The sequence below is a fragment of the Methanoregula sp. genome (genome assembly GCF_049690535.1).
In the GTDB taxonomy this organism is placed as follows: Archaea; Halobacteriota; Methanomicrobia; order Methanomicrobiales; family Methanospirillaceae; genus Methanoregula.
Genome location: NZ_JBAVMX010000033.1, coordinates 24164 through 39147 on the forward strand (window position 1 = coordinate 24164; position 14984 = coordinate 39147).

The 14984-nt window shown below is 55.6% G+C and carries 17 protein-coding genes; 9 read left to right on the forward strand and 8 right to left on the reverse strand.

Annotation, left to right across the window (positions count from 1 at the left end):
• Positions 1-75 precede the first annotated feature (75 nt).
• The 7 genes from WCE46_RS02940 to WCE46_RS02970 all read left to right on the forward strand — a co-directional run bounded on the left by WCE46_RS02940 (position 76) and on the right by WCE46_RS02970 (position 4609).
• Positions 76-426 (forward strand): DUF5350 domain-containing protein, encoded by a 351-nt coding sequence (locus tag WCE46_RS02940; RefSeq protein WP_424732209.1) that lies wholly within the window; start codon positions 76-78, stop codon positions 424-426.
• Positions 427-587: 161 nt separating this feature from the next.
• The gene (locus WCE46_RS02945) at positions 588-944 is read left to right on the forward strand and encodes a hypothetical protein (RefSeq protein WP_424732210.1); all 357 of its coding nucleotides are present in this window, start codon (positions 588-590) and stop codon (positions 942-944) included.
• Positions 931-1458, forward strand: a complete 528-nt coding sequence (locus tag WCE46_RS02950) for a nitroreductase family protein (protein WP_424732211.1) — start codon at positions 931-933, stop codon at positions 1456-1458. The genes WCE46_RS02945 and WCE46_RS02950 overlap by 14 nt, the downstream gene beginning before the upstream one ends.
• A 32-nt stretch (positions 1459-1490) precedes the next feature.
• Positions 1491-1829, forward strand: a complete 339-nt coding sequence (locus WCE46_RS02955; RefSeq protein WP_424732212.1) for a DUF555 domain-containing protein — start codon at positions 1491-1493, stop codon at positions 1827-1829.
• Positions 1826-2722 (forward strand): carbohydrate kinase family protein, encoded by an 897-nt coding sequence (locus tag WCE46_RS02960; RefSeq protein WP_424732213.1) that lies wholly within the window; start codon positions 1826-1828, stop codon positions 2720-2722. The genes WCE46_RS02955 and WCE46_RS02960 overlap by 4 nt, the downstream gene beginning before the upstream one ends.
• A 13-nt stretch (positions 2723-2735) precedes the next feature.
• Entirely contained in the window at positions 2736-2870 is a 135-nt protein-coding gene (locus WCE46_RS02965; protein WP_424732214.1) for a hypothetical protein, read from the forward strand.
• Positions 2870-4609 (forward strand): DUF2070 family protein, encoded by a 1740-nt coding sequence (locus tag WCE46_RS02970; RefSeq protein WP_424732215.1) that lies wholly within the window; start codon positions 2870-2872, stop codon positions 4607-4609. Before WCE46_RS02965 ends, WCE46_RS02970 begins: the two co-directional genes overlap by 1 nt.
• A gap of 107 nt (positions 4610-4716) precedes the next feature.
• Here the strand turns inward: WCE46_RS02970 and WCE46_RS02975 are convergent, their stop codons facing one another.
• From WCE46_RS02975 to WCE46_RS02995, 5 genes are all read right to left on the reverse strand, one after another.
• A complete protein-coding gene (locus tag WCE46_RS02975; protein WP_424732216.1) occupies positions 4717-4917 on the reverse strand; it encodes a hypothetical protein in 201 nt (66 codons plus the stop codon).
• Positions 4918-5159: 242 nt separating this feature from the next.
• Complete coding sequence (locus WCE46_RS02980) at positions 5160-5963, reverse strand: sulfite exporter TauE/SafE family protein (protein ID WP_424732217.1); 804 nt, start codon at positions 5961-5963, stop codon at positions 5160-5162.
• A 94-nt stretch (positions 5964-6057) separates the two neighbouring features.
• The gene (locus tag WCE46_RS02985; RefSeq protein WP_424732218.1) at positions 6058-7422 is read right to left on the reverse strand and encodes a M20/M25/M40 family metallo-hydrolase; all 1365 of its coding nucleotides are present in this window, start codon (positions 7420-7422) and stop codon (positions 6058-6060) included.
• A gap of 90 nt (positions 7423-7512) precedes the next feature.
• Complete coding sequence (locus WCE46_RS02990) at positions 7513-7896, reverse strand: GNAT family N-acetyltransferase (protein ID WP_424732219.1); 384 nt, start codon at positions 7894-7896, stop codon at positions 7513-7515.
• Between the two features lie 462 nt (positions 7897-8358).
• Complete coding sequence (locus WCE46_RS02995; protein ID WP_424732220.1) at positions 8359-8928, reverse strand: methyltransferase family protein; 570 nt, start codon at positions 8926-8928, stop codon at positions 8359-8361.
• A gap of 330 nt (positions 8929-9258) precedes the next feature.
• Here WCE46_RS02995 and WCE46_RS03000 point away from each other — a divergent pair, with 330 nt between their 5' ends.
• Positions 9259-10005: an ABC transporter permease gene (locus WCE46_RS03000; protein ID WP_424732221.1), complete on the forward strand. Its 747-nt coding sequence runs from the start codon at positions 9259-9261 to the stop codon at positions 10003-10005.
• A gap of 165 nt (positions 10006-10170) precedes the next feature.
• Complete coding sequence (locus tag WCE46_RS03005; RefSeq protein ID WP_424732222.1) at positions 10171-11109, forward strand: PepSY domain-containing protein; 939 nt, start codon at positions 10171-10173, stop codon at positions 11107-11109.
• A gap of 278 nt (positions 11110-11387) precedes the next feature.
• Here WCE46_RS03005 and WCE46_RS03010 read toward each other — a convergent pair whose 3' ends face one another.
• The 3 genes from WCE46_RS03010 to WCE46_RS03020 all read right to left on the reverse strand — a co-directional run bounded on the left by WCE46_RS03010 (position 11388) and on the right by WCE46_RS03020 (position 14818).
• Complete coding sequence (locus tag WCE46_RS03010) at positions 11388-13439, reverse strand: dynamin family protein (RefSeq protein ID WP_424732223.1); 2052 nt, start codon at positions 13437-13439, stop codon at positions 11388-11390.
• A 189-nt stretch (positions 13440-13628) separates the two neighbouring features.
• Entirely contained in the window at positions 13629-13976 is a 348-nt protein-coding gene (locus tag WCE46_RS03015; protein WP_424732224.1) for a hypothetical protein, read from the reverse strand.
• A 284-nt stretch (positions 13977-14260) separates the two neighbouring features.
• Positions 14261-14818 carry a hypothetical protein gene (locus WCE46_RS03020; RefSeq protein WP_424732225.1) on the reverse strand — a complete coding sequence of 186 codons (558 nt, stop codon included), beginning with the start codon at positions 14816-14818 and terminating at the stop codon, positions 14261-14263.
• Positions 14819-14984: the final 166 nt, after the last annotated feature.

The following is a 14984-nucleotide window of genomic DNA, read 5'->3' on the forward strand; positions in this document are numbered from 1 at the left end:
TGCGCAGCCGGGGAACAGACGACCTCCCCAACATTTATCAGTCGCACGGCTGAATTAGATAAGGAGTTTTAACACATGGGCAAGACAGGTACAACCCTCTGGTCACAGGTAAAAGGCGTCAAGGGCCAGATCCGGCTCGTTCCCAAAAAAGAAGGAGAACGCAAGAGTCCGGGACCCAACCAGAGATTCAAGTCAAGCATCAATTTAAAGAAGGTCGATCAGGCAGCAGCTGAAGAGCAGCGCGGCGGCCGGGGTGGCGCACGGCGCGGCGGTGGCGGCCGGGGTGGCAGCCGTGGCGGAAGACGCGGTGGCGACCGGTCCGGTGGTTCGGGCCTGAACGAATCGACCGCAAGCCCGCTCATCCGCAGGCGCATGCGCCGCGCGAAAGTCTCCATGCTTGGCGCAAAGGCAAAGTCAGGCAAGTAATCCTGACTGCTGATTTGTGATCAGTGGATAATATACGGGGCAGTCGTCCTGCCCCGCAGGCAATTTTTTGACCCGTTTTCCGGAGCATATGCTGCGAATTGGTCTTTCGTTTCAGCCGCTCCAATCATAATTATCATTTATCTCCAGCGACTATGGTGAGTATGGATCTTCCAACTGCAGTGAAAAGTTACCAGTTCGGTGAACGGGAAAAATCCGAACTGATTGTCGTCTCCCAGCTCTGTTCGGCGCTCACCGGATTTTCTGACACAGAGAAGGGCGGCGGCAAAAAAATGCTTCTTCTCCTTATGGAACAGGTCAGGAGCGAAGTGCTCTTTGCCGCAAAAGACACGGGAGAGCGGGAGTTCGAGCGGGCGGCGGATTCCTTAAACGCGGCGATCTCGCTTGTGGAGAGCGACCAGCCCGAACAGGCCGCAGAAAAGATTGCTGTGGCTATCAGTGCGTCTACCACCCCGGCGCAGGAAGCATGGCAGGTACTCTCGGATCATGGACTCCTCTGATTTCTCTGGATTTCTCTCGTGCCGGTCATCGGTCCGGGAGTACGACAAAACGCCGCTCACAAAAGAAGAGACTGAATATATCCTCTCCTGTGCGAGCACAGCGCCAAGTGCCGGCAACCTTGAAGCATGGGATGTCGTTGTCGTGACCGATGAGGACACCCGGCTCGCGCTTGCTGATGCGGCGTTCGGCCAGCAGCATGTCGGGGCGGCACCGGTCCTCTTTGTGGTCTGCGCCAATTACGTACGCTCGATGTCGCAGTACGGCGAACGGGGTATCCTCTATGCAGTTGAGGACGCAACCATTGCCTGCACATACATGATGCTTGCCGCCCATGCCCATGGCCTTCATTCCTGCTGGACCGGGGCGTTTGACGAGGATGAAATACGGGAAATCCTCGGGCTGCCCCCGCATATACGGCCGATTGCGATCCTTGCCACAGGGCACGGTCACCCGCAGTCACGGCTGGCAGAGCGTATGGATATCGGGGAACACGTCCACCGTGACGAGTGGTAAAACGGCGGGAATCAAACAGGGAGATAAAAAAAATGCCTGACTATCTGGTGACACTGGAATCTGCGTGGTATATCAAGGATGCAAAATCGCTTGACGATGCCATCGGGATCGCAATCAGCGAAGCGGGGAAACGGCTCAACCCGTCGGCAAAGTTTGTGGAAGTTGAGGCAGGCATGCTTTCCTGCCCGTTCTGCGACCAGCCGCTCTCAAGCGCGATTGTCGTTGCTGATACCGCGCTTGTCGGTCTCGTGCTCGAAATGAAAGTATTCAGGGCCGAATCAAAGGAGCACGCCAGCCGGATCGCAAAATCGGTGATCGGTAAAGCCCTCCGCGAGATCCCCTTAAAACAGCTGGACGTGCAGGAACTATGATCCATGTCGTCGGGCACACGGCAGTCGATCACATCTCCCGCGTGCACCATCTCCCCAAAGAAAACCAGTCAACCCATATCACGGACCGGCAGGTTTTTTTTGGCGGGGGTGCGGCGAACATTGCAGCGGGGATTGCCGTGCTCGGCGAAACAGTTACTCTCCATTCCTGTGTCGGCGATGACTTTGCCGGCAGCGACTACGAGCACTGGATGGATAAACTGGGCATCCACCGGCAGTTCTTTCTGGTGCCCGGAACCCACACGCCGACGGCGTTTATGTTTACGGATGAAGCCGGCAGCCAGATGACGTTCTTTGAATGGGGCGCCTCAAAAGCGTTCGCGACGGCGGAGGCCCCGGTGCTGCCCCTTGTCCACATGGCGACCGCCGATCCTGAGTTTAATTGCCGGGTGGCAGAAAAGAGTGAGTTTGTCTCCTTTGACCCGGGGCAGGATGTTTTCTGGTACACAAAAGAGCAGCTCGAATCCATCCTCGCGAACACTGACATCCTGTTTGCGAACCAGCACGAGGTGCAGCAGATGTGCACGACGCTCGGGGTGACAAAGGAAACGCTCATAAACGAGGTTTCCATGGCGATCTTTACCATGAGCGGCAATGGGAGCACGCTGTATAAGGACGGAGCGGAGCATCTCATCCCGGCAGTACCGGTGACGCTTGCTGACCCCACCGGCGCCGGCGATTCATACCGGTCCGGGTTCCTCTCCGCGTACGTCCGGGGCTATACGCCCCTTACCTGCTGCCGGGTCGGGACGGTTACCGCGTCCTATGTCGTGGAACACGTTGGCTGTCAGACCCATCTGCCTACCTGGGCGCAGATGCTCGAACGTTACCATGCACACTTCGGCACGATTGAAGCGCTCCCGACGAGGGGGTAATACGGTGAGCCAGGTGTCACCTGCGAATGGGGGCGGGGAGACGATCCCAGCCATCCGGGACGCGATAGATCCGGGGCAGGATGTCCGGAACCTGGAGATCCGGGCGGGTGCCGACCGGTCTGAACTGGTCTACGGAGGTTGTGCCTGATGGCGACCGGAAGCGATGTAAAACTCGGGCAGCTCACCAAGTATCTCTTTACGGCACCCTCATGGCCGGTTTCTCTCCTGATCCTCGTCATCCTTGGCCTCGTCATCGATGGTGCGAGTGCCCGCGCCTGGGTCTACCTCCCGTTCTCGGGCACGCTTGCCTTTACCCTGCCGGCGATTGCTGCATTCCTCCTGACAAAACCGATCATCGAGTACTCCGGCAAGACGATGACCTGGAACCGGTCGGCGCTCCTCGCGCTCGCGAGCACGGTCTTTGCCGTTATCATCACCTTTGCCTCGCTCGCCGGCGGTATCCGGTACCTCCCGCTCTTTTACGGGGTCTCGCTCGGGTTTATCTTCGGCCTGCGTCTCTTCGTACTCGTCGCGATCTCGGATTATCGCGTGCCCCGGATGATCCTGCCGGCCGTGACCCAGAGCGGTGTGGGCGTCCTCGTGGGCTGTTTCCTCTTCTCGCCAGAATGGGGGCTCTTCGCTCTTGTCCTCCATATCGTCTTTGGCCTCGGGTTTGCGATCCTCATCTGGCTGATCGAGCGTCCGCTCTACCGGGCGTTCCACATACGGGGGCTCGCCTTTGTCAACGCGTTCATCGCCCACATGACGGACGGCTCCTCGAAAGGCATGGAGAACTTCTTCCGCGAGATTGGCGAAGAGATCTTTGTCCCGCAGGTCTGCCTCTTCTTCCGGCGGATCTCAAAAAAACCCGTGCTCTTTACGGTCCCGAACCTCCACCCCGGCCCGATGGGCGAGATCGGGGGCGGCAACCTGCCCCGGGTGATCCATGACCGTATGGAAGAGGAGACGCTCGTCGCCCACGGGTGCGCCACGCACGACTTCAACCTTGTCTCCGAGAGCGAGATCGAAAAAGTGATCGACGCGATCGAGCGCACGAAAAAGGATCGCACGTACATGCCGGGTGCAACCCGTTCCGCCAGGCTCTCATGCGGCTCCGTGCAGGTGCTGTACCAGCGCTTTGGCGAGGCGATGCTGATCGTGACCACCCGATCGCCGCAGAAGACCGAGGACCTTGATTTCTCGATTGGCATGAGCATCATGGCCGAAGGGCACCGCTGGTTCCCGCACGTCGCGTTTGTCGATGGCCACAACTGCATGACCGATCTCTCCTCTCCGGTCCTCCAGGCAACCCAGACTGCCCTTGAATACCAGCGCAGTGCGATACAGGCAATGGAAGCCTCCCGCACAGCAGAACTTACCCCATTCTCCATCGGCTATGCCTGCCAGCACCTGCCCTACTCCCGGGAGGAGGGATTTGGCGATCTCGGTGTGCAGGTGATGGTCGTGGAGACCGCCGGCCAGAAGACTGCCTACGTGCTCTTCGATGGGAACAACATGGCGACCGGTGTCCGCGACATCCTGCTTGAGAAGATTCTCACGCTTGTTGACGCGGCAGAAGTGATGACGACCGATTCCCATGTGGTAAACACGATCACCGGGAAGAACCCGGTCGGCATGGCAACACCGGTCGAAACCTTCCTTCCTGCAGTCCTGCACACAGTACAGGCCGCAATCGATGATCTCGAACCGGCCGAGTGTGCGGCAACCACGGCGCAGTGCGAGCACGTGGTGGTCTTTGGCTCCAACCGGATCTCCCAGCTCGCAAGTACCGTAAACGCGATGCTGATCTTTGTGGCGCCGCTTTCGCTTGCGATGCTGCTTCTGGCATTCCTGCTCTCGCTTCTGGCGTACCTTCTGATGGTGTGAGAAGGGAGTATCAGACTTTTTTTAGGAATGCTGAATAGTCGGTGTCGAAAAAAGGGGGTGAACTCCCCTCATCAGGGCCTCTTTAGAGGCCCGGCAGTCCTTTTCAGTCAGAGAGATGCCGGGGGATTCTCGATCTTTCGTGAAGGCCGGACCTCACGGATGATCAGGTAAAGCACATCGGTAACGTACCCGAGCACGGGTACGATCGCCAGTATAGTCCAGACTGGTGCGAACATCTTCTGTTCTTTTGCGTCCCGGTAGATGAGGAACGCGATGAGCAGCTGTATGACCCAGAGTCCGATCATCATGATCGGACCGGCAAATGAGTGCGCATGTGACATCATGTATGGTGACATTGTGAGGATTACGTTACATCACATTATATGCTTTTCACCTGCTGGAAATATACCCGGTTGTTTTTGCCGGTAACGGGTGCTCTCGCCAGATACGGAGCAGGTTTTTTTTCCGGGATGCGCCTTCACATGCGGTTGGGACAGAGTTCGGGACAGGGTAGATTGTGTCTGACTCTTCCGCACGTCCGAGGAACCCTTCACAGTACCTGAGAAAAGATCATGAGCAGGGCCATAAAGATGAGCAGCACCCCAAAGATACGACGGACATGGAGCTCGCTTGTGCGGGTTGCAACCACAGTACCAAGACAGGCGCCGAGCGCGGCACCGATACCGTAGACAATCATAAAGGGAAGAGAGATCTGACCGAGTGCGGCATATGAGAGAGCACCGGCGAAGGCGAGGGCAATGACGGAGAACATCGACGTGGCAACCGCGTAGTGCATCGGGATCCCGATGGTGGCAAGCGCCGGAACAAAGATTGTTCCGCCGCTCGTGCCGGTGATGCCTCCCAGAAAACCGCCCACTGCACCCCATATGATAAGATGCGAATAGGGAATGAGGGTGACCGGCTGGGTCTGCTGCGATGGTACTGTTGTCGAGAGCATGAACGAGGGACCAAACCGGATCTCGGGGAAAAACCGGAACGCCGGGATCAGCATCTCAAGCGAGATCAGGACAAGGACCGCTGAGAAAATCCCGACAAGGATGCGGGCATCGATATAACGGGTCATCATAGAACCGATGACAGAGAAGAGAACTGACGGCGGGATCAGGACAAGGGCGACTTTATACAGTATTTTGCCCTGCCGGTGGTACCAGAATGAAGCAGAGAAGGCTGTGAATATAATGACGGCAAGACTGGTTCCCATCGCCGTTTTGACATTGAGATTGAAGAGGAGGGTGAGCGTCGGCACGAACAGGAAACCGCCCCCAAGGCCTACGACTGCCGAAACAATGCCGCACCCGAGTGCGACAATACCCGCGACGATATATTCGAACACCTGAACTCCCGGAGTAAGAATAGGATTGTTCTCTTATAATATTCCCGGTTTTATGGAATCGAAAAAAAAGATATGAAAAGGTTCTGTTTTTCCGCTATGTGTTGTGCCGCCCGGTCCCGAGCAGCGAAAGGAAGAGGCCCTGCGCGACAATCGACCGCTCCAGCTCGCCGATATCCACGCTCTCGTTCGTACCGTGGATGCATGAATATGCAGCGTCCTCGGCCCCCCACAGGATGAACTCCGCGTGGGGCACGGCTGTGTGAAGCACGTGCATCAGGGGGATCGATCCCCCGGTCCCCTTTTCCCGGACCGGTTTATCAAAGGCGGTTTCCAGTGCACGGCGGGCGGCCGCAAGCCCCGGGCCTCCGGCCGGGCAGACGAACCCGGATGAAACACTCACGTCCCGGATATCGGCATGGACGTTCCAGGGCGCGACTGAACGCAGGTGGTCCGTCAGGATAGAGAGCTCGTGACGGGGATCCGCATCCGGGGCGATACGCATGCTGATCTTTGCGGCAGCCTTTGGGATCAGGATATTTGCGGAAGCGCTGATGGAGGGGGCATCGATCCCGATCACGGTGACGGAAGGCTTCGTCCAGATGCGTGCCCCAAGCGGCCCGGTGCCGACGAGGTCTTCCCCGGCAAGCATCCCCGCACTCTCCCGGTACATGGCCTCGGGGTACTCCATGGTCTCGTGGGAATAGGACCGGAGTCCCGGTACTGCTACATCTCCCCTGGCATCATGGAGCGTGGCAAGCATCCGTACCAGGGCGACCAGGGCATCGGGCGCCGCTCCCCCGAACGTGCCCGAATGGACCGGGCTCTCAAGGGTACGGACTTCAACGATACAGGAGACCTCGCCCCGCAGGGAAGTGGTGAGCGCCGGGTCTCCGACCGTGAGGTTGCCGTTATCGGCAACGATGAACGCATCGCACCGGAAAAAGTCCGGGTGGGCGGCGACAAACGCTTCGAGATGGCTGTTTGTCTCTTCCTCTCCTTCGATGAGCACCTTCACGCCCACGGGGGGTTTCCCGTTAAAGATCGCAAGGGAGGCCGCAATCATAACGATACCCGACTTGTCATCGGCGGCTCCCCGCCCGTAGATGCGCCCGCCCTTCTCCACCGGTGTCCAGGGATCGGTCTCCCAACCATCCTCCTGGTGTGCCGGCTGGACATCGTAATGGGCGTACATCATGACGGTCGGTGCGCCGGGAGGAGCAGGGCACTCGCCGTACACTGCCGGGTATCCTCCCGGAATATCGATGAGCCGGACGTCCTGCAGCCCGTACTTCCTGAGCAGCGCAGCCGTTGCATCCGCCATATCAGTGACGGGTTTTTGGGGAGCGCCGGGAAAGGCCAGCGAAGGATACCGGATAAGGTTTTTTAGTTGTTCTGTGACATCGGGCATCAGGGCCCGGGTTCTCGATCGGATCTCCTCGAATGTTACCTCTGTTCCCATGCTATATCTCCGGATATACTCGTTTCTGTGGCGGGTTATACTATCTTTTGCTGCGTGAGGTTCGGTCGTTTTTTTGTAGGGATCACCCCCTCACTTCACGAACCGCTCCTGCCACACGTATGTCTTTTCGGTCACAAGCCCGCTGTGCTCGAAATAGCGGGAGAGAAACGTATTCGATTCAGCGACCAGCGTGGAAAGGTATACAACGTTGCGCTCCCGGAGCAGATCGAGCAGTGCCTGCATCAGCAGGTGGCCGTGCCCGTGTCCGCGACAGGACGGGCTGACGTAGAAATTATCGAGATACGCCCAGTGGGATGACATCACTTTGCAGAAGAGAAAACCCTTAATCTCCCCGTCCTCGTCCAGCACCAGCAGGAGATTGTCGTCCGGTGCCGCGATCCATTCGCAGAGTTCCAACCGCTCGTAGAACCGGATCTGCGGGCTCACGCCAAAGGCAGGCTCTGTGGATCCCATGCAAAAAATGGGGTCAATATCGGCGGGAGTGGCACGGCGGACGATGGGGGTCATTGAGTAAGGTACGGTTGGATGTGGGGGAGATGAATGTTTCTGGATTACATGTAAGGAACTTTGTGTCCGGTTCTCCCGAACCAAAATTCCCGTGTTTTAATACATCTCTTTATCGTATCACCCGCCAATGTGGCATTATCCCTATGCAAACGACTGAAAAAAAGATACGGCTCATTCGTGACAAGTTGAGCAGGATCGGCATCGGAGAAAAGAGCATGAACGATGAGGCCATTCTCCTGTCATACAGTATCAATTCGTGCGGCAACCTGTGTTCCGTCCACAAAATCCAGTAGCCCTTTTTTATTTTATGCGGTGACGAGCCGGGATCCAATTCATCGGCCGTTGATGAATAAAAAACCGGAACACTGCAAAGGCCGGATTATCCATTCTCCGCGTTTCTCCGGCCACTCATATCACATATGGGATGAGTGCTTTTACTTCCCGCTTGTACCGGGCATACTCCTCGCCGAACTCCTCTAAAAGGAATGTTTCTTCCATCCGGAATTTTATCACGAACAGGCCGAAGATGAGGATGACGCAGAAGAAGACAATCAAGTACCCGATGCCGATCGCCGTCCCGATAAGCCCGAGGAGGATCCCTGAATAGATTGGGTGGCGCACGAACCGGTACGGCCCGGTCCGGGTGATCGTGTGATCCTGCCGGATGGCGGGCATCCCGCTCCAGTTCTTTCCCAGGTGGACCCGGGCCCAGATGGCAAACGCGAGGCCGGCAATCGTGATGAGCAGGCCAGCGATAGAATAACCAATGCCTTCAGGTATAATCCGCTCCGCCATGAGATCGGGCGAAAGCCAGTTTATGAGGAAGATGCAGATAACAACCCAGGTGATCCCGTACAGGAAGAACGAGGCCTGCGACAGTTTCCGTTTCACCGGCGAACGGGTCTTCCACGCGGAGAAAAGCCAGTATGTATAGAACGCTATCCAGATGGCAATGAAGAGTAATTCCGTTGTCTGCATGGTATCTTCCTGTTCTCCTTTTTGAGAATGCCCGCCGTTTGTGGGAAATGCCGGCGCAGAAGATCTCCCGGAGATCCTTTCTCGTGTTTCCTGCCGGGTACGGGTGACTCAACGGTGTTGCAACCAGAAAGTAATGAAGGTATGCATATCGTGAGAGAACCGGATGAAGATCCAAACCTCCTGGCGGAATACGTGATTTGGCTGTGGAGACGGTCCATACCTTGCGCTGTCAATGTATGAAAAAGTCACTGCAGTTACCGGACACATTTTATCCGTCCCCGCCAGAGTTTAGTTGTCATTCAGGATCTCAAAGGAGGATGTGCTAAAAACATGGATGTCGTTTATGTGCTCTGGCTGCGGGCGATGAAGCAGGTCTTCAGGTCCAAGAGCCGCGTCCTCATGAGCGTGATCGTGCCCTTTGCCGTTCTCCTCCTCTTGGGGATCGGCCTCAACGGGATCGTGACGCTGCCGGGTATTGCCCCGGATTACATCCTGTTTTTAATCCCGGGCATGGTTGCGATGACCGTGATGTTTACCGCTCTCGGGTGTGGCGTCCAGATCCTCTGGGACAAGCAGTTCGGGTTTCTCAAGGGGGTGCTCGTTGCCCCGGTCTCGCGCCTGGAGATCGTGCTCGGCCAGACTGCCGGGGGAGCGACAACAGCGATCATCCAGGGCCTCGTTCTCCTCTTCCCGGCGCTCCTGGTCGGGCTTACGCTCCCGAGCCTGGCCGGGTTCTGTCTCGCATGTGTCTTTATGGTCCTTGTCGCCGTCTCGTTTACGGCATTCGGGGTCGCCGTGGCCATGCGGATGGGGGACATGAACGGGTTCCAGATGATCTCGGGAGTACTCTCCTTCCTGTTCTTCGGGTTTTCCGGGGCGATCTTCCCCATAAGCACGCTCCCGCCGTGGATCGAGCCGCTCACCCTGATAAACCCGCTGACCTACAGCGTCGAGGGCATGCGATACAGCCTGACGGGCATGTCGCAGATCCACCCGGCGATCTGCCTTACCGTGATGGTGGGGTTCTGCGTGGTCACGACCGTGGGCGGGGCATACCTCTTCCGGAAGACCGGGTGAGGGTTGCAGCGGGATCCAAAAAAGGGAATCGCACGAATAACTGCAAATATTTTTTCATTTAACACTTAATTTAAGTGATTTTTGGGATTATACTCAGGTAACCTGCAATCACCAGGGCCAGGAACCTGCCCGCAGTCACGTGAGCAGGATTCGGAGCGATAATCCATGAAGAGAACACGTATTGTATGTATTGTGCTTGCTGCGATCTGCCTGCTGGCATGCCTGCAGGGTGTCGGGGCGATGAGCATCAGGCTGGATCCTCCTGCAACAAGCCAGGGGATCATGACTGCGTCGGCTGCATCTGCCTATACGGCATCTGCATCCGCGAACGACAATTATCCGATATCCATGGATCAGGCAAAGAACAACATCAGGGTGTTCATGGGAGACCTCAGCCTTGATCCTGTGCTTTCCACCACCGGAAGCCTCCCGATCGGAAACTATTACTATTTCACCGCAGGGAATTCCACCTTTTTAGTCAATGAGAACAGCGGCGCTGTCGAGTTCGTACACTTCGGGGACAACGCCCGGGACTCCTCTTCAAATGTCCTGACCCGGGACCAGGCCTATGCGAATGCAACGGCCTACGCGAGCGGGAAGTTTACGGACTTTTCTTCGAAAAACTGGAAGCTTGTCTTTGATCAGGTAGACACGAATTATGAATGGTACTATAACCCGGACATCGACAGCTGGAACTATGTTACGGTGAATGCATACGACTTCGTCTTCCGCGAAGAGAAGGACAATGTCCTTCTGCCGACCCTTGTCCATGTCAGTGTCAACACGAAGACCGGTTCCATCATCGATTACTGGGGAGTTGACCGCCTCCTGACGCTTTCCAACCTGGAGAACACGGTTTCACTGTCAAAGGCTGTAGCGACTGCTGAGGACTATGTGGGCACTTCCGGCGTGGAATCCACGGAGGGACACCGCGAAGTTATTACCCAATACCAGAACCTCGAGCGCCTCGCATGGGTCATTACTCTGACCGAGAATGGCGGGTATTCGTATACCGTCGTGGTTGATGCCACAGATGGATCGTTTATCGGATCCCAATATGATGACAGCATCTGGCCGGAAGCCTGGCTGTTGTACAATCTCTGATTGCGCATGTGGTGAGAGGGAAATCTTCTCATCCGCCGTTTTCCTTTTTCCGTCCCTGGCCAGGCCGGGGCGGTCTCTTTTTTTGAATCATTAAAATTTGAACACGAACTTTTCCGGTTTAGGTCACCATGTATAAGAATCACCAACAGGAACGCATGGTGGGGTTCGCAGTCGATAGACATGAGGAAGGCTGCTCCTGCACCGGGCGTATGTGTTTCCTTCGCTGGACCTGTCCCCCAGGACTTAACCCTTCGGGTCTTAAAAAAACGCCATCTGAATCAGCTCATGGCGGGTGATTCCAGTAACAGGAGATCCTTCTCGACAGCACTCACCACATCCGCTGTCAGATCCTGGCCCTGGGGTGATTGTACTGCCTGTGCCCGGTATCGTTCGGCATAGGTCTCGAATTTCCGGCCCATCTGGTACGTCACCTGGCTTGACCATTCCTTGAGGAGCCTGAAGTAACCGGCAATGATCGATCCGAAAGATTCGTCGAACTGCCGGTGTACCTTCCCTGCCACCAGTTTTTCTCCCAGGTGCGTCCCGAGCATTGCGGTGAATGCGTATGGTGGCACCGTGACATGGATCTTTCCGGGATCAAAAGACGGCATATCCCGGACAAGCGAGAGGAATTCCTTATCTCCGGGCACATCGGCAATGGCGAGGTCTGCTGCGCTTTTTACGAGCTCGTTCTGCAGGCTGGTGGCAAGGGTTTCGATCTGGTTCTGGATATCATTTATTCCTGCCTGCACGGTCTGGAGAATAGCGGTGCGGATCGCATCATCTTTGTCGGAAATTTTTCTGTCAGCGCCCTCGTGCCCTTCGTTTGTGGTGCCTGAAGCAGAAGCGATCCAGGTTTCAAAAACCTTCCCGTTCATCGCATCGGCCTTTTCCCGGCAGGCTTTGCCGGTTTCGACAATAAGACCGGTCGCCCTTCGCAAACGGATTTCAACATCCCGGGCGGATTCTGCATTTCCCGCAGGTGCGTGCCGGCTCCTTCGGAGTTGGTTCTTCAGGGAATACACAAGAGATTCACGCAGCGCACCAATCTTTCTCTGTAACGACGCGGCCCGGAGATCCTGCGCGTGGCTCATGACCGGAAGGATCTCCTCTTCGAACCACCGGTCGAGCAGCTTCCGGTGTGAGGGGTGGACACTGACCGGGTGGACCGGCAGGTCAAGGCCGGTATCTGAGACTATGTGCTGCCTGATGTACCCGATGGTCTTTTCGCAGTCAGGCTGGTCGAGGAGATCTGCTTTACTGAGCAGGATATGTGCGGGAATGGCAGCTTCCTGCAATGCACGGATGGTCCGCACGTCTTCTTCGGTCAGCGTGGATCCCGCATCGATCAGGACCACCCCAAGATCGCACCGGGGCAGGTACGCCAGGGTCTCGGCAGCACCTCCTGTTGCAAGTGAACCAAGACCCGGCGTATCAACAAAGGAAACCCCTTCTGAGAGGCGCGATACCGGGATAGTTACGGTAAGGCGTGTCACATGCTTTACGTTGTTGGGGTTGTGCTGTTCGGTAGCGAACTCCCCGAGCTGCTGGATTCCGAACGTTTTTGCCGGTGCATCGGCAAACGATACCGTGAGTGATGGCTCTTCCCCGTGGATGATGCGCGTGGGGACGGCCGTAACCGGGGTCACACCTACCGGCAGGATGTCAGTACCGATGATGGTGTTGAGGAGCGACGACTTGCCGGAGCTGACACGCCCGAAGACCGCGATCTCAAAACTCCGGTCCTCGGCACGGTTAAGGATTGAGTCGATTGTCCCCCGGAATTCCACAAGTCCCCGTTCCGTGACTACCCGTTCGATCCGGGAAAGCAGGCCGAGATCATTACCGGCCCCTTCCAGCCGCTGCATCCGTTCCCGGAAATCCTGCCCGGCTCCTTTGTCGAGATACTGGCCGAGGCGTGAGACAAGCGCCTGCAACTCCCCTGCAATGCCATTGAGTTCTGTCGCGGCGGTGTCGGGGAGATTGCCAAACCCCATCATGTATTGTGGTTTGAGTTCTTCGACTGCAACATCGATGACATACAGCCTGCTATGAACAGCCCGCGAAACGGGAATGCCGGGCTGGCTGCTGCTGCTCATCCCCTGCCCTTCCATTACCTGGACGAGACGGGCACGGATACGCGCGATATAATCCTCGATCGTCTTCTGCTGCGCCGGGGAAATGTCCATGACATACTCCGGGAATGCGGTTCGGGATGAGGACTCGTTGAGGACACCTTCGATCTCGCCAAGAAGCCTGTCGATGTGCTGGCAGGTGACCCGGAGGTGCTTTGAGAGGTATTCATTTGATGGATCGGTACCGGGCGCCATGGGAATGATTGGTCACCTCACGAATGCTTTCCGGCCGGTACAGACTGTCATGCCGCCTGGTTCTTCTTCTCTCCTCATGATCTGGCTGAGCTTCATTACTTCGTCGTAAAAATTCATAGTTGTCCGATTTTTTCCACGCAGGCCCGTCATCCTGTCAGAACCCGCAGACCTGACAGAATCCAAATTTCGTTACAACTCCAAAATTTTCTTTTTTTTCGCCATTTTTTTTATTTTTTCATTAAGATTGGGACTGTTTTCCATACTGTGCCATTCATCATTACTCATCCCCATAAAAAAACCGCATGATGAACATTTAATCCAGGCTTCATAGTGATCAGGGAATTCTGTATGAATTGTTGATTTTCCACACTGGGGGCAGGTAAGCATCTTCAGGTTGATTGAAGTGGTAACCTCGCTGTCCCTTTCCTGCGGGTAGATCCTTGAATCTCCCGTGATGGTCTTGTGGTCACCACCGGTTTTTACCGTATCTGATCCCGGGATGCCTTTGCCGGCCTTACCTTTTGAATCGTCAGTCATCCGATTTTTCACTCCGTTCGATGATTTTACCTTTGGCTTAAGTCAGGGAAAGTTCTTTCCCTGACCCTGTCAGGTTATCGGCAGTTTTTGAAATTCGATATGCCGAAGAAAATAGTTTGGCTGCCGACAACCTGACAAAAACTCTATCAAGGTCCTGTTGCGTTGTCGGGACTTTTAAATAGTGAATATTAATGGATTACGACGATATTATGATAGTCAGGTCCCGTTAACACAACAGCACCAGGTCTCCTTTAGTCTGAACTAAAAACAGAGAAGTACGGGGATCAGATATTACCTAAATTATTGATCAGCTGGTTGATATCGTTGCTATTACCCGTATTACTCATATTACCCATATTGTTGATCAGCCGGTTGATATCGGCGCTATTACCTGTATTCCCCATATTCCCCATATTACCCATATTGCCAATATTTCCAATATTACCCATATCGAGCGAACCGAACTGGGACATCAGCGGACTGATAACCATCACATAGACAATGACTAACGCGATCGCTACAACCGCGATTGCAAACACGATAAACAGGATCATGTGAAGCATCCGGGTCTCACGAAACGGGATCTCACCGGTATTCATCTTTCCTGCCGTGGAATATGCATTGTATAATGCGTAAAACCAGACGATAAGTCCCGGGATAAGGAAGATGACCAGACCCACAAGGGTCATGATAAAAAGGGCGAATCCTTTCGCTGCCTCCCCGTTATAAACCTGGCCGAGACCGGGAAGAAACGTCGAACAGGTCCCGGCGATCAACTGGCTTTTTTGCTCCCGCGGTGCTGCTGAATAGCCGGGAAAACCCACCGGCATCTTCCCGTCCATCCGGGCACCGCAACCGCTGCAGAATCGCGGTTTTTCCTCATCTGATACTTTACCGCAGTGGGGACAAATCTGGGACATACGGGGGCTCTTGAAAGGTGATTGATCTTCACGGGTAAAAGACTTGCCAATGAGGGAGGAATGCAACGAATTTTTGGTCTGGCCAGCG

Excerpts from the sequence above, each read along its gene's own strand:
- WCE46_RS02940 (WP_424732209.1), top strand. The coding sequence starts at position 76 with ATGGGCAAGACAGGTACAACCCTCTGGTCACAGGTAAAAGGCGTCAAG.
- WCE46_RS02945 (WP_424732210.1), top strand. The coding sequence starts at position 588 with ATGGATCTTCCAACTGCAGTGAAAAGTTACCAGTTCGGTGAACGGGAA.
- WCE46_RS02950 (WP_424732211.1), top strand. The coding sequence starts at position 931 with ATGGACTCCTCTGATTTCTCTGGATTTCTCTCGTGCCGGTCATCGGTC.
- WCE46_RS02955 (WP_424732212.1), top strand. The coding sequence starts at position 1,491 with ATGCCTGACTATCTGGTGACACTGGAATCTGCGTGGTATATCAAGGAT.
- WCE46_RS02960 (WP_424732213.1), top strand. The coding sequence starts at position 1,826 with ATGATCCATGTCGTCGGGCACACGGCAGTCGATCACATCTCCCGCGTG.
- WCE46_RS02970 (WP_424732215.1), top strand. The coding sequence starts at position 2,870 with ATGGCGACCGGAAGCGATGTAAAACTCGGGCAGCTCACCAAGTATCTC.
- WCE46_RS02975 (WP_424732216.1), bottom strand. The coding sequence starts at position 4,917 with ATGATGATCGGACTCTGGGTCATACAGCTGCTCATCGCGTTCCTCATC.
- WCE46_RS02985 (WP_424732218.1), bottom strand. The coding sequence starts at position 7,422 with ATGGGAACAGAGGTAACATTCGAGGAGATCCGATCGAGAACCCGGGCC.
- WCE46_RS02990 (WP_424732219.1), bottom strand. The coding sequence starts at position 7,896 with ATGGGATCCACAGAGCCTGCCTTTGGCGTGAGCCCGCAGATCCGGTTC.
- WCE46_RS02995 (WP_424732220.1), bottom strand. The coding sequence starts at position 8,928 with ATGCAGACAACGGAATTACTCTTCATTGCCATCTGGATAGCGTTCTAT.
- WCE46_RS03000 (WP_424732221.1), top strand. The coding sequence starts at position 9,259 with ATGGATGTCGTTTATGTGCTCTGGCTGCGGGCGATGAAGCAGGTCTTC.
- WCE46_RS03005 (WP_424732222.1), top strand. The coding sequence starts at position 10,171 with ATGAAGAGAACACGTATTGTATGTATTGTGCTTGCTGCGATCTGCCTG.
- WCE46_RS03010 (WP_424732223.1), bottom strand. The coding sequence starts at position 13,439 with ATGGCGCCCGGTACCGATCCATCAAATGAATACCTCTCAAAGCACCTC.
- WCE46_RS03015 (WP_424732224.1), bottom strand. The coding sequence starts at position 13,976 with ATGACTGACGATTCAAAAGGTAAGGCCGGCAAAGGCATCCCGGGATCA.
- WCE46_RS03020 (WP_424732225.1), bottom strand. The coding sequence starts at position 14,818 with ATGGACGGGAAGATGCCGGTGGGTTTTCCCGGCTATTCAGCAGCACCG.